Source organism: Methylomicrobium sp. Wu6, from assembly GCF_035916875.1.
Taxonomy (GTDB): Bacteria; Pseudomonadota; Gammaproteobacteria; order Methylococcales; family Methylomonadaceae; genus Methylomicrobium.
Genome location: NZ_JAXUHN010000070.1, coordinates 12,188 through 25,775, shown reverse-complemented (window position 1 = coordinate 25,775; position 13,588 = coordinate 12,188). Strand labels below are relative to the sequence as shown.

The window sequence follows — 13,588 nt, the reverse complement described above, 5'->3', positions numbered from 1 at the left end:
GGTACTGAACCGTGCGCCAGTCTTAGAGACCAGCATGGCGGCGAGGAAGAGCTTACGAGGAAATACGCAAACTGAACCTGACCATCTGCCGAGGACACCCCGCCTCAAACGTGTTGACAAAAATGTACGGCAGGTCTCCTGGCTCTCGGGTCATCGCATGAGTTCGGCCTTCCCAAGCCGGAATGGTATCCGACTCAGTGGCGCATGATTGACTTCACACTCTTCGATTACAGTTGCGGGGGCAGCTCCGGTTTTAAGATGAACGTGTCGATTTATCTGTCACCGGATTCCCTTTTAATTCACTTTCAAATTGATCGTGAGAACCGTACGCCTTTTAAGTTAACATTGGCGAATTATCTATGTCAACAAAAAACACTATACATGGATGAAAATATAAAAATTACAACTATATATAGTTTTCATTGGGCAAGGCCACACTTAATATGAAAGATTGAGCTGCATTCAGTCTGGCCGGCGCGGCCTTGAACTTGGCGACCGAGAAACAGGTGAAGTTCAGTGACGAGGCAGAAAAGCGGATTTTGCAGCAGGATGTCGTTGCTGCGTAGCAAATTTAGCCGCTACGACCGTTCAGAAATTCTTAGCGTACTATTTTTCCAAATTCTGTGTTTCCCCTCAAAGACGATGTCAGCAAGGAGTCGAGAATAGGGCTTGCCGAATCCATGCTGTATTCATGGCAATCACAGACTCACGGCTCATGTCTTGCCACTCATCGTTAATTGTTTAATAATAGAAAACAGACTATCAACAAATAGAAATCAAATATAAACAGAATTTTTACCTAGGAACTTCTAATATTCCCCACCGTTAAAACCGTATTTATCAGCTAAATCTACAGGTAGGCTAATAAACCTGTATTTTTTAGCTTTGGCAACGGCTGTGAATCTATGAATATCCAGTGTGCCCAGAAGATTTCATCGTCTTGCTGCCCTTGTCCGGTTGCCTAATATTTAAGATCAAAAGCAAGTTCAAATGAAAAAATTCAACACCCTTATCCATGTTCGCCATTTGGTAGTTCTGATTTTGGTCTTTCTCGTGCCCTCGTTGAGTTATGCGGAAGAGACTACTGCTGCCAACTCGACCGCAGCATTAAACCTAACCCGCCACGTCATAGGTTACCTTTCTCTGTTTGTTACCGTTTGTGCTTATGTGGCCGCCATGTCGGAAGATGTGATCGAGTTGCGCAAGTCCAAGCCCATGGTCCTGGGATCGGCTGTTATCTGGTTTGCGATTTGCATTTATTATGCGCTGCATGGAGAAGCCAAGACGGCGGCATTGGCGTTTGAAAGCAATCTACTCGCCTATATCGAGCTGCTGCTGTTTATCCTGGTGTCGATGACCTACCTGAATGCCATGGAAGAGCGCGGTATTTTTGACGGACTTCGGATTTGGCTGTTAAGCCGCCAATACAGTTACCGGCAACTGTTCTGGATTACCGGTGTTCTAGCTTTTGTTCTATCCACCGTGATCAGCGGTCTGGCGGTGGCTTTAATCATGGGCGCAGTAGCGGCGGCAGTAGGTAAAGATAAACCGGGATTCGTGGGTTTGGCCTGCGTGAATGTTGTTGTGGCGACCAATGCCGGAGGGTCGTTCTGCCCTCTGGGCGGCATTTCCACCCTGTTTGTTTGGCAAAAGCATATCCTGCATTTCACCGAGTTTTTTTCGATAGCGGTTCCTTGCCTGGTTAACTTTCTTATACCCGCCGTTGTCATGCATTTTTTCATCCCCAAAGAAACCCCGGAAGCTTCCGCCAGCTGCATTTGGCTTCGCCGTGGAAGCAAACGCGTTATTTTTCTTTTTATCGTAACGCTGATTATCACCGTGTGGTCCAATGTCGCCCTGGAGTTGCCCCCTGCCGCCGGCATGATGGCTGGCCTCGGTTTATTGCAGTTTTTCAGCTTTTATCTGACCAAGACGGCACAAAATTACAAAGGCGATTATGACCATGTCTACAGGTTTTTCCACCTTGACGGCCCGACGAATAATAGAAAAGAAGATTTTGACGTGTTCAAGAATGTAGCTAATGTCGAATGGGATACGCTACTGTTTTTTTATGGGGCGATGATGATTATCGGCGCGTTGGGTTTCATCGGCTACCTCGACGCGATTGCACATTTCCTGTTTGGGCAGATCAGCCCGACGATGGCTAACATCATGATCGGCCTTTCCTCGGCGTTCATCGATAACGGCACCTTGATGTTTGCCGTGTTGAGCATGCATCCCGATCTTCCACCCGGGCAATGGTTATTGCTGACCTTGACGTTGGGCGTGGGCGGCAGTCTGCTCGCGATCGGATCGGCCCCCGGAGTGGGTTTGCTCGGCCAGATTAAAGACTACACCTTCGGACTGCACCTCCGCTGGATGCCGATGATTTTGCTAGGCTATTTCGCCAGTATTGCTGTCCATTTTTGGATCAATGCCGCTTATTTTTGATTCTGTTTTGCACAGTGATTGGGAGAACTCTCCTCATATCATCCAAGTTGTAAGCAATCAGAGGATGTAAAAGAGAAGTTAAAGGCTCTCGGACTTATCGATACTATAGCGAACTTTGTAGATGAATCGAATTGACCGCTGTTCATGTCCGAAATGCGGTAAAACCCATTTCGGCACTGGACGGCTAGGAACATCGCAACAATGCAGTTGCGGAACATGGCTAACTCGGTCTGCCCTGGATAGGATCAGGCATTATTGGATATTCCAGATCGCCATTTGTTTTGGAATTGCGACATTTTTCTTGGCCTTGGCGCTATTTTCTCGAGATTTACCGCACGATCCCTGGCACCGCTTTTTCAGTCCAATGTTGCAGGTGCCAGCCCTTGCCTCCTTCGTTGTCAGTTATCGGATACTGGTTCGGCATAAACGGACGTACGACGGCGATGATTTGATGTTCAAGTATTATCTCTGGGGCGTTGGTCTCATGTCCGTCGGTATTGTCGCCGCATTGCTGGTCGCAATATCAGACTCAGGGGAATGACTGATCCGTTGAAAAATGCGCTGATGAGACGCAGCCTTTAGCCTTTTCGATTCACTAAAGCGTTAAGCCCTGTTGCTTACCCTTAGCTAAAAGACAGTCATTTACTCCCAAATAACATGCAGTCCCCAAACTCCAATTAACAGCCCTCTGTAACAACATGATGTTTTTGCGCCGCCTTAATGTCCAATCTCTGCTTGGTGCCTGCGGGTTCATGGCTGTCACTCTTGTGGCTAGCGCCGATGAGGCGACTCCAATTGGCATGAGTCAAGCGCTAACAGGGAGGGATGCTTCCAGTTGGACCGGTTTGCAAAAATATGGGGTGAATATCGGCGGTTGGGCGGCTGGCGGCATCAATTACAACATTAATAACCCCAGTGATCGCAGTAACGGCCCGGTATCAATGACTGACCGGAACGAAGAGTTTCATTTGTATCAGTTGAATCTGTTTATCGAAAAAGCCGTCACCAAGGCTTCCACCTGGGATGTGGGAGGACGCTTCGACTTCATGTTCGGCACCGATACCCGCTATACCCAAGCGACCGGGCATTGGGATATGGGGCTGATCAGCCAACGCGACCTGCGCTTTTATGACATCGCCCTGCCGCAGGCTTACGTGGAAGTGTTTGCGCCCATCGGTAACGGCCTGAGCGGAAAGTTTGGGCACTTTTATACCATCATCGGCTACGAGTCGGTACCGTCGCCGCCGAATTTCTTTTCCTCTCACACCTACAGCTTCAAGTCCTCACCGTTTACCACGACCGGCGCGCTGTTTAGCTATGCGCTCAACGAGCAATGGAGCGTAAACCTCGGTGCGGTGACCGGCGCGGACAATTTCGATAGGGATTTAGGTGCCTGGAGCCACATGAGCGGACTGACCTGGACGAATGCCGACACCGGCACCACGGTTTCTTTTTCGATAATGCAGGGCGATGTCTACAAAAACCAGAGTTCTGAACTGGTGTATTATTCGGCGATTCTCCAGCAAAATCTCGGAAAATGGCACTACGTGCTGCAGCATGACCGGGGAGCCCAACAGAATGCCATCGCTCAGGGACAGAATGCCGATTGGTATTCCATCGTCCAATACCTCACCTATGACATTGACGATCAATTGGGCGTCGGTTTACGCGGGGAGTGGTTCCGCGATCAAAACGGATTTCGCTATTCGGCGGGCGAGGCGGGCTATTACGCGATGACGGTGGGGTTAAATTGGAAACCTAAGGGCTGGTTGATGATCCGGCCTGAAGTGCGTTACGACTGGAGCGAGGCACAACTCGCTCCTTTCGATGCTGGGCATCAGATCGACCAGGTTCTGTTGGGTATTGATGCGGTCGTCCAGTTTTGACGAATTCCTGTAATGGGATCGCTGTAATTCAGATATGAGAGGACTTGCTGTAAATGAAGAAGGGTTTTGCCGTATTGCTGATGACCTTTGCCCTGCCGGGATGCCAGCAGTCGTCTAATGATGCCGCAATATCAGGAGAGGCGCAGGGGACGACTTACCACATCAAGATTGTTCTGGACGGTACCTCAACATCTTTGGAGGACGTTCGGCAAGAAGTTTCCGCGACGCTGGCCGAAATCGATGCTCAAATGTCCAACTACCGCGAAGATTCCGAGATTTCACGTCTTAACCGGCAGGAAAACACCGAGTGGCAGCCGGTGCCGCAACAGATCGCGGGGCTGTTGGTCATCGCCCAGACGGTTTATGAACGCTCGGGTGGTTGCTATGATCTGACCGTGAAGCCGTTGTTTGATCTGTGGGGCTTTTCCCGCCACCAAAATCGGGTTCCTACTGAGAACGAAATTGACACGCTTCTGCCGCATGTGGGCATGCAACTTCTGGAGGTGGACGCGACCAATCAGCGCATTAGGAAGAAAGATGCCAAGCTCAAGATCGATTTGTCTTCCATTGCTCAAGGATACAGTGTGGGCTTAGTCGCTCGCCGCCTGGAAGCTTTAGGTATAAAAAGTTACCTGGTGGAAATTGGCGGGGAAATGCTGGTTAAGGGCCGCAAGGCCAATGGCGATGACTGGCGGGTTGCCATCCAAAAACCCACGCCATTAACACGAGAGATACAAAAGATCATTGACGTCAGGGAGCAACAGGGTATCGCCATCATGACGGCAGGAACCTACCAGCATTTCTTCGAGGAGAACGGGCAAACTTATTCTCATATCCTGAACCCCAAGACCGGTCGGCCGGTGACTCACCACCTGCGCTCGGTTACCGTGATGCACGACGATCCGGCTTGGGCAGACGCTTGGGATACCGCCCTGCTGTGCATGGGCGAGGAGGAAGCGTCTCGAATCGCGGAAGCGGAGAAGCTCAAAGTGCTGCTCATCTACGACAATGACAATCAATTAAAGGAACACATGAGTAAAGCCTTTGCGGCTTCGCAGTAATATTTCGTATAACCGAGAAGTCTTATGGAAATTATCCGCTATGTGTTGAGGGACGTTTGCTTGGCTTTTTTAGGGCTGGTTTTCAGGAAGAATCCCGGTTTTCCGAAAAGACACTGGACATCGTAACGCCCTTCTTTTTGCCGGTGTGCCATGTCTGGTCCAGACCCTGATTTTTATCTTCCTGAAGCTGAAGGTCCACTTGTCTTGAAAACCAAGGCCAGATCGGTGAATAACTCGTTAAACCCTATGAGAGCCGAACACAACTATAAGCATTGGTTCTGGGGCATCGCCATTCCTTTGGTCCTGACCTTAATCGACTGGCCTTTCCGCGACATCCTCACCGCCAGCAACATCCTGATGTTCTATCTGCTGGGGGTGTTTTTTGTCGCCATCCGCTTCGGGTTTTGGCCGTCCATTCTGGCATCGTTGACCAATGCCGCCGCCTTCGCGTATTTTTTCGCCCCCCCGATTTTTTCATTGGCCATTGCCGAACCGGAAAATCTTGCCGGGCTCGCGGTCACGATGTTGGTCGGTGCGGTGACCAGCAAGCTGGCGGAAAATGTCCGCCACCAAGCCCGTGTGGCCGAGCAAGGGGAACGGCGGGCATCTGTCCTTTATCGATTAGGCAAAGAGTTGGCCGAGGCCCGCTTGGAAACAGAAATTATCGAAATCGGTGTACGTCATCTCCATGCCGAATTTGGCGGGCGAAATACGTTTTTGTTCCCTGATCACAATGGCCAAGTGGATTATCCAGACGAACCACCCTTGGACATTTCTTTGCAAGGCGCCGATTTGGAGGTGGCTCGCTGGGTATTTCAGCACGGACAGATGGCCGGTAACGGCACGGAGATCTTTTCAGATGAGGCCGCGGTATACATGCCCCTCAACGGCTCAACGGGAACTATCGGCGTGTTGGTGCTCGAAGCGGTCAACTTGCGGCAACTCTTTTCGCCCGAGCAACGGCAGTTGCTGGATACCTTCGTGAATCAAACCATCCATACATTGGAAAGGGCAAGCCTCGCTGAACAGGCCAAGGAAGCCACCTTGAAAATGCAGGCGGAGACGCTGCGCAACTCATTGCTGAGCAGTATTTCCCATGACCTCAGGACTCCACTCGCCACTATCATTGGTGCCGCTAGCACACTGGAAACGGACGATCATCTGAACGAGGACACCAAAAGAAAATTGGCGGGCGCAATTAATGAGGAAGCTCAGCGCATGTCGGAGCTGACCACCAAAATTCTGGAAATGGCACGGCTAGAAGCGGGCGAAGTGGTGCTTAACCGGCAGTGGTATTCGCCCGAGGAAATTGTCGGCAGCGCCTTGCGCCGACTCGACAAAAAGCTTAAAACGAGGCAGCTCAATGTCAATATGGCGGATGGCTTGTCGTTGATCCAGGTCGATGCGGTATTGCTGCAACAGGTCTTGGTGAACCTGTTGGACAATGCTGCCAAATACTCCCCCGGAGGGCGTCCCATCGATATTGCTGTCGAAACCACACCCTTTGGCCTGTCGATTACCGTGGCGGATAACGGGCCGGGCGTCCCCGAGGCGTTACAGCAAAAGATTTTCGACAAATTTTTCCGCATCCATCCGGAAAGCGCGCAAAGCGGTGTGGGTTTGGGCTTGTCCATTTGCCGTGCCATTGTGGAAGCGCATGGCGGCGATATCCAGGTAACCAATCGCAGGGGAGGCGGGGCGGTGTTTCAGTTGCATCTACCGTTTCTGGAATGCCCTCCGACGATAGCCCCGGAAGAAAACGAACAGATGCCATGAAAGCGTTAAGCCCATTACTCTTACTCATTGAAGATGATCCACAGTTTCGGCTGTTGTTGGCCACTACGCTGGAAAACCAGGATTATCGGGTGCTTGCCCTCGAAACGGGAAAAGAGGGATTGATTGCGGCCCGCAGCCAACAACCCGACTTGCTACTTCTTGACCTGGGATTGCCGGATATTGACGGACAAGAAATTATCCGTCGCCTGCGCAAGTGGTCCGAGTTGCCTATCATCGTAGTTTCGGCCCGTAATCGGGAAACTGATATTACCCAGGCGTTGGATAATGGCGCCGACGATTATCTGACGAAACCCTTCAGCAATGCCGAACTGATGTCCCGCATAAAAGCTCTGCTCAGGCGTGTTGTCAAGCATCCCGGTGGCGTTCAGGAAGTTTTTCAGGCCGGTGAATTGAAAATAGAACTGACCAAACGCCGGGTTTTTGTGTCTGATCAGGAAGTCCATCTGACACCGATCGAGTTCCGGTTGCTCTCCGAACTGGTTCGTAACGCCGGCTTCGTGGTCACGCACAGGCAATTGCTCGAAAAAGTCTGGGGAGCTTCCTATGTCGAACATAGCCACTACTTGCGAATTTACATGGGGCAATTACGCCACAAGATTGAATCCGATCCGGCACGTCCTCGATATTTGCTGACCGAAGCGGGTATAGGCTACCGTCTGTACGAAGAGGAAAATGTATGATTCGATCAAGACGCTGTTTTTGTCTGAAGTGCGGAAAGGAGAATTTCGGTACAGGACGGTTCGGAACACCCCTTCAATGCAGTTGCAGATTCAAGAAATGGTGCAGACGCGTACCGAAGGCCGGCAGCGGAGTTTTCTCCGAGAGCCTCGGGGCAGCGTATTGACATTGAATCTGGTTTTAGATGCTATTCAGTAGAGGGGAGTTTCAGCGATGAAAATTTGTCCCTACTTGCTGGTTCTGGGCGTCTTTTTGGGAACCACCGGCACCGGCGCGGATGCTTTCGATAGCGGACGCTACGCGTTGCCACCCAGTAAAATTTACCTCGAATCATGCAATCGAGATGTGCAGATTTTGCATGCAGGCTTTGTTGAGGTGCAACGCGAACTGCATTCTGGTGAAAATTTTTGGATGATCTTTGAAATATCTACGCATGATGGCTCGAAGTGGGGTGTGCTATGCGATTTGGCTAGCGGAAAAATCATCCGAGATGAGCTGGAGTTCAGCGATGGCTTCCAGCGCGAAACAGATCCCGTTCAGCAGCATGAATAAACGACAGGATATTTTTTGAAAATAGATCGGTTTTGAGAGATAGTTATGAAATTCATCTTGTCCTTACCACTTTGGAATGAGTAAGATCATAGTGGGTTTTTTCTTTTTTTAACTTAGGAATGCCTGCTAATTGATAGGATCAAATAAACCAGAAATTCCATCTGCATCAATGATTTCAATGGATATACACAAAGAAGCCCCCCTGGTTGACGTCATCATCGAGATACCACAGGGTAATTTTTTGAAGCGAGGCTCCACCGGAGAGTTGGATTTTATCTCTCCCTTTCCCTGCCCATTCAACTATGGATCGGTTCCGGCATTCATCGGACTGGACGGCGATCTTCTGGATGCCGTAGTACTCGGGCCGCGCCTTCCATTGGGTGCAACGGTAAAAGTTCCTGCTTTGGGGGCGATTAGAATGATCGACCAGGGGGTGTATGACGACAAACTGATATGTAGCTATTTACCAATTTCTCCTTGGAAGCAACGACTGATTCTTCTGTTTTTTATGATCTACGCCAGAGCCAAAAGCCTGCTTAATCTGACAAGAGGCCGCAGGGGACGCAATAGTTGTGAAGGTTGGCATAAGGCCGAGGATGCCTTGGCGAGGGCAACCCTTCGTTCTCATGTTGACTGGGAAGGACGAACAATGCCCTTTTAAAGTTCGATTTGGTTTTCATTGTTAACTCCAGAGTTAGAGATTACTCTCTTGGCCGGGTGTCCGCTAGATCAGGGCAAGATCATCAAACGATATCAGGAATGTACTCAAATAAAAGAGGATATAACACATGATGGAATTGGTTTGGGTTGGTACAGCTTATTTCGGCGGTCTGGTTTCCAGCCGTTTGTCTTTCCCGCCGCTGGTCGGGTATTTGGCAGCCGGCTATATTCTCCACATATTCGGGGTAGAGTCTGCTCAAACCCTGACGCATCTGGCCGACATCGGCATCGAGTTGTTGCTGTTTACGGTAGGCTTGAAGCTTAATTTGCGCTCCCTGCTGCGGCAGGAAGTGTTAAGCGTCGGCGGTTTGCATCTGGTTATTGTCACCGGCGTATCCGGCATCATTTTTCTGCTGCTGGGTGAGCAGACGGAAGGCGGATTAATCCTGGGCGCAAGCCTCGCTTTTTCCAGTACCGTGCTGGCGATCAAGGTACTGGAAGACAATAGCGAGCTGACTTCCTTGCACGGCCGGGACGTGCTCAGTATCCTGATTCTTCAGGATATCGTGGCGATCGCTTTGCTCGCTTTTGCCGATGGCAGGCAGTTCTCGTTTTGGGCGTTCGCCTTATTGCTGTTGCCGCTGCTGCGTCCCTTTGCGCATCGATTGCTCAACGTTAGCCAGGGCAATGAGTTGAGGCTGCTGCTGGGCGTTTCCCTCGCGTTGGCCGGCGGCTTGTCGGCGGAAAAAGCCGGCGTTTCACCCGATATCGGTGCCTTGTTGATGGGCGTGATGCTGTCCGCTCATCCTCAAATCGGCGATCTTTCCGAGAAACTCTGGAGTCTCAAGGAAGTCTTTCTGGTCGCTTTTTTTCTGCAAATCGGCCTGGCCGACTTGCCGAATCCCATTCAAGTCATCTACGCGTTCGGGTTACTGGGAATGTTGCCGTTGCAGGGCATCTTGTTCTTCGCGCTGTTTTTGCTGGCCGGCTTGCGTTCTCGCACCGCCTTTATCTCGACGCTCGCACTGATGACATACAGTGAGTTCGCCCTAATCGTCACCGACACGATGGTGAAGGCGAATCTGCTGGAGCCGGATTGGAATTCCATCATGGCCTTGGCGGTGGCTGGATCGTTGGCGGTCGCGGCGCCGATCAACCGGAACTCGCATGAGTTGTTTTTACGGTACGAGCCGCTGCTGATCCGTTTCGAGAAAAAAGCCAGGCATCCGGACCGGCTTCCCGAGTCCATCGGCGTAGCGGAATGGCTGGTCGTAGGCATGGGACGTACCGGCTTGTCGGCTTATCTGGCTTTGTACAGGCGGGAAAAGCGGATTGTCGGCCTGGATGCCGACCCGATCGTGGTGGAAAGTCATCTGGCCGAGGGGCGGCGCGTAATTTACGGGGATGCCGAAGACCCCGAGCTCTGGTCGGGACTGCCGTTGGGCAGGGTGAAAGGCATTATTCTGGCTCTGCCCGAATTTGATGCGCGTTGCTCGGCGGTACGCCAGCTGAGAAAAAGGGGTTATCAAGAGCGAATAGGTACGATTTGCTATCTTCCCGAAGAGCAACAGCAATTGAGGCAGCTCGGCGCGGACTTTACGATTCATCCGCTGGTCGAAGCCGGAAACCAGTTAGCCCAGCAGATATTTGGCGAAAAATTGGAGTTTCCTGAATAAGATGGGCTCTCGCCTTTCACCAGTCGTTGAACTCGGCGCTCTTACCGCGCGCTTTTTGCAAACAACAAGTCTGATATGCGATCTTAAAATGTATAACTATTTCATTAATTTTTTTAAGCAGGATAAAGGGGGAGCGGGGGAGGCTCTAAGCTTCGTTGAGATCCCTAGCAGCCAAACAGCGTTTTATTCAATTTTTTGGATACATGGTTTTGGCGCTGACGGACATGATGTTGACAACATAGCGCCGGAATTAGAATTAAACAAACGCGACCATATCCGCTTTATCTCGCCGAATGCGCCGGTTCGGGAGATGATGACCAGCGGGGAGCGGCGTGTAACCATGCGTTCCTGGTATGACATTTCAGAAATCGTTTTAAACGCAAGGGCAGATTACAAAGGTATTGACCAATCGGCTAGGTCGATTAACCAATTAATTGACCAAGAAATAGCGGCGGGCATTTCCAGTGAAAATATTTTATTGATGGGGATTTCGCAAGGTGGCTGCATCGCGTTGCACACTGGCTTGTGTTATCCGAAACGGTTAGGCGGGATTGTCGCCCTGTCGACGTATCTGTCAACGGCTGACGTGTTGGCCAAAAAAGCTTCCGCCGCCAATGCAGATATTCCAATATTTATGGCCCACGGTACCGAGGACACGTCGGTAGCAATAGAAAGCGGCAAAGCAGCGTTTAACGTCTTGCAAGAACGATATTATCCGGTCCAGTGGCATGAATATCCTATCGGACATCGAACTTGTGGCAAGGAAATAGAGGATGTTTCCAGCTTCATCAATCAAATTCTTTGCTAAATGCTGAGTTTTCCCCCGCTTCCGCAAGCTCCATCCAGGCAACTGACTTGAATCCGATTTTTTGGGCACTCTTGCACCTATGCCTTTTATAATCATTGGGAGCGGGTATCCATCATCATGGGTTCCAAACCTGCTCCTGGTGCTTGGAAATCGACGCCAATCCGCTAGGAGCGGATTTGGATTAATCCTTGATGGCTTGGCTGAAGCCTGTCATGAATCCACTAGTGTGTCCTTCAAGGTATGCCGACATGACGGAGCTGGTTATAACAGTTTGTTTTTAATCCTCGTCATATAAATACAAGAATGCGCTCACTTTTATTGTCGTGGCTTGCAAAATCGCAAAATCGAGCTCATGAATCCCATTGTTCTTTTACCGAAATTTCTAATGGAAACCATTCTTACCGTTCGCTGGGGTCTGATTATTACGTCGATATCAATGTCGAAAATATACCTGGAGCGCGGCTGATTCTTTTCAATAGGGACTTAGCACAAGAATTGAATCTCGATTTGCCTGAGTCCGATGAAGAGCTTGAAAGGATCATGCTCGAAAACTTTGCTTGGTTTAAATGCGCAGACCAACAAAGTGGTCCAATAACCGACAGTAAAACCGTCAAGACTTATTTTGCCACCCGCTATCAAGATTCGGACAACAAATCCGAAGGGAGTGCCTTGGGCGATGGGCGTGCAATTTGGGTAGGAGAAATTGTCAGTGAGCCACACCCCGGGAGTTTTCGATATTTGGATGTGGTGTTAAAAGGGACGGGGGTTACTCCCTTGGCATGGTTCAACCATCCCAGGCAAAGCCATAAGGACGGCATGGCAAGCATGACTGAAGTTGTCCATGAGTATATTTATAGCGCTGCCGCAAGAAAAAATGGTATCAATACGGCTGGCGTCCTGGCTGTCATCGAGCTTCCCTTTTATCGTGAAATCGATAATGAAAAGGCGGCAATCATTGTCCGGGTAGGCAACCATTTGCGGTTTGCGCATTTTCTCTATTTTTCGGATAGTCCTGCACTTCTAAAAAAAATTTTCGAGTATGCTCTAAAACGGGATATGGGGTTTTCATTAGACCATCCCATCACTGTCGAGGATATACGGAAATATCTGGACTTAGTTGTAACAAAATTGGCGGAAAACGCGGCAGTTTATTTCGATGTCCATGCCGTACACGGCTCTCCGACTTTCGGCAACAAGACGTCCTGTGGTGGAAGTATAGATATGGCTACTTTTGTGTTTCCCGATGCGCACCATGTCAATTACAGCTATATGTCCGAAGGCGCAAATTTGCTAGGTGGCGTCAATGGGCAAACCGAACAATTCTTTAATTTGTTTGGTCATTTAGTTAAAACCCTTAAAAAAAGCGGCTTTGAATATCAAATGGAAATTTTGCCGGTGGAATATTTCCACCGGCAATTTAGAAATAAATTCGAAGCGGTATTGACCTATCGATGGCTCAAGAGAGTAGGTTTGTCAGATCAGGAGATCGATACCCTTTCCATTACGGCTAAAGAGCGGTTCTACGACATAGTAAAATCAATCTACGAGGCGACCGGATCGAAACGGATCAGATTAAACAAAGGCAAAGTCTATATGGCTGCATTCGAGCCCAGGAGAATCCTGTCCGGGACAGCTGATTGCTTTGATAGTCTTGATGTTACCGTGTCGGTCTGGAGCAAGCTGTTCAAGGTAAACCGGAAATGGGGCACCTATAAACTTTCAGATGCCAAGTCGTATATCGTTGAATACCGAAAATCGATCATTGGCATTTTCAATGACCTTAAGGCATCGCAAGATACTGTCGCCGCTTGGAAGCGCAGAAGCAAAGAAATTAAGCTTTCGGAAAGACATGAACCGGGAGCGGACTTTTTCTACGATTCCGAAAGATTTTTAGCCTCCGAAGAAGTCTTGCATCTCATCAGACAAGGAAATGCTTCATGGCGCAAGATCAGCCAAGTCGCCGAAACGTCTACCCTAAGATTTGTTGATCATTTAAAAGACTGATTTGGCCTTGCCGAA

The 13,588-nt window shown here is 49.8% G+C and carries 10 protein-coding genes and 1 riboswitch; all 10 genes read left to right on the top strand.

All coding sequences use genetic code 11. The features are described 5' to 3' along the window. Positions 1-110 precede the first annotated feature (110 nt). Positions 111-343, bottom strand: a riboswitch (cobalamin riboswitch). A gap of 647 nt (positions 344-990) precedes the next feature. The 10 genes from nhaD (at position 991) to U2W12_RS08550 (ending at position 13,573) form a co-directional block, all read left to right on the top strand. Beyond that, positions 991-2,451 carry a sodium:proton antiporter NhaD gene (gene nhaD / locus U2W12_RS08595; protein ID WP_326500265.1) on the top strand — a complete coding sequence of 487 codons (1,461 nt, stop codon included), beginning with the start codon at positions 991-993 and terminating at the stop codon, positions 2,449-2,451. A gap of 800 nt (positions 2,452-3,251) precedes the next feature. Continuing rightward, positions 3,252-4,337: a porin gene (locus U2W12_RS08590; protein ID WP_326500264.1), complete on the top strand. Its 1,086-nt coding sequence runs from the start codon at positions 3,252-3,254 to the stop codon at positions 4,335-4,337. Positions 4,338-4,390: 53 nt separating this feature from the next. Continuing rightward, positions 4,391-5,398: an FAD:protein FMN transferase gene (locus U2W12_RS08585; protein WP_326500263.1), complete on the top strand. Its 1,008-nt coding sequence runs from the start codon at positions 4,391-4,393 to the stop codon at positions 5,396-5,398. Positions 5,399-5,644: 246 nt separating this feature from the next. Next, entirely contained in the window at positions 5,645-7,174 is a 1,530-nt protein-coding gene (locus U2W12_RS08580; protein WP_326500262.1) for an ATP-binding protein, read from the top strand. Continuing rightward, entirely contained in the window at positions 7,171-7,875 is a 705-nt protein-coding gene (locus U2W12_RS08575; protein WP_326500261.1) for a response regulator, read from the top strand. The genes U2W12_RS08580 and U2W12_RS08575 overlap by 4 nt, the downstream gene beginning before the upstream one ends. A 211-nt stretch (positions 7,876-8,086) precedes the next feature. Continuing rightward, positions 8,087-8,425 carry a hypothetical protein gene (locus U2W12_RS08570; RefSeq protein ID WP_326500260.1) on the top strand — a complete coding sequence of 113 codons (339 nt, stop codon included), beginning with the start codon at positions 8,087-8,089 and terminating at the stop codon, positions 8,423-8,425. 130 nt (positions 8,426-8,555) lie between these two features. Beyond that, positions 8,556-9,086 carry an inorganic diphosphatase gene (locus U2W12_RS08565; RefSeq protein ID WP_326500259.1) on the top strand — a complete coding sequence of 177 codons (531 nt, stop codon included), beginning with the start codon at positions 8,556-8,558 and terminating at the stop codon, positions 9,084-9,086. A 127-nt stretch (positions 9,087-9,213) separates the two neighbouring features. Further along, entirely contained in the window at positions 9,214-10,761 is a 1,548-nt protein-coding gene (locus U2W12_RS08560) for a cation:proton antiporter family protein (protein WP_326500258.1), read from the top strand. Continuing rightward, on the top strand, positions 10,733-11,569 hold the full coding sequence (locus U2W12_RS08555) for an alpha/beta hydrolase-fold protein (RefSeq protein ID WP_326500257.1): 837 nt from the start codon (positions 10,733-10,735) through the stop codon (positions 11,567-11,569). Before U2W12_RS08560 ends, U2W12_RS08555 begins: the two co-directional genes overlap by 29 nt. A 303-nt stretch (positions 11,570-11,872) precedes the next feature. Further along, positions 11,873-13,573 (top strand): protein adenylyltransferase SelO family protein, encoded by a 1,701-nt coding sequence (locus tag U2W12_RS08550; protein WP_326500256.1) that lies wholly within the window; start codon positions 11,873-11,875, stop codon positions 13,571-13,573. The last annotated feature ends 15 nt before the right edge of the window (positions 13,574-13,588 follow it).

Coding starts and splice junctions, on each gene's coding strand:
- nhaD (WP_326500265.1), top strand. CDS start 991: ATGAAAAAATTCAACACCCTTATCCATGTTCGCCATTTGGTAGTTCTG.
- U2W12_RS08590 (WP_326500264.1), top strand. CDS start 3,252: ATGAGTCAAGCGCTAACAGGGAGGGATGCTTCCAGTTGGACCGGTTTG.
- U2W12_RS08585 (WP_326500263.1), top strand. CDS start 4,391: ATGAAGAAGGGTTTTGCCGTATTGCTGATGACCTTTGCCCTGCCGGGA.
- U2W12_RS08580 (WP_326500262.1), top strand. CDS start 5,645: ATGAGAGCCGAACACAACTATAAGCATTGGTTCTGGGGCATCGCCATT.
- U2W12_RS08575 (WP_326500261.1), top strand. CDS start 7,171: ATGAAAGCGTTAAGCCCATTACTCTTACTCATTGAAGATGATCCACAG.
- U2W12_RS08570 (WP_326500260.1), top strand. CDS start 8,087: ATGAAAATTTGTCCCTACTTGCTGGTTCTGGGCGTCTTTTTGGGAACC.
- U2W12_RS08560 (WP_326500258.1), top strand. CDS start 9,214: ATGATGGAATTGGTTTGGGTTGGTACAGCTTATTTCGGCGGTCTGGTT.
- U2W12_RS08550 (WP_326500256.1), top strand. CDS start 11,873: ATGCGCTCACTTTTATTGTCGTGGCTTGCAAAATCGCAAAATCGAGCT.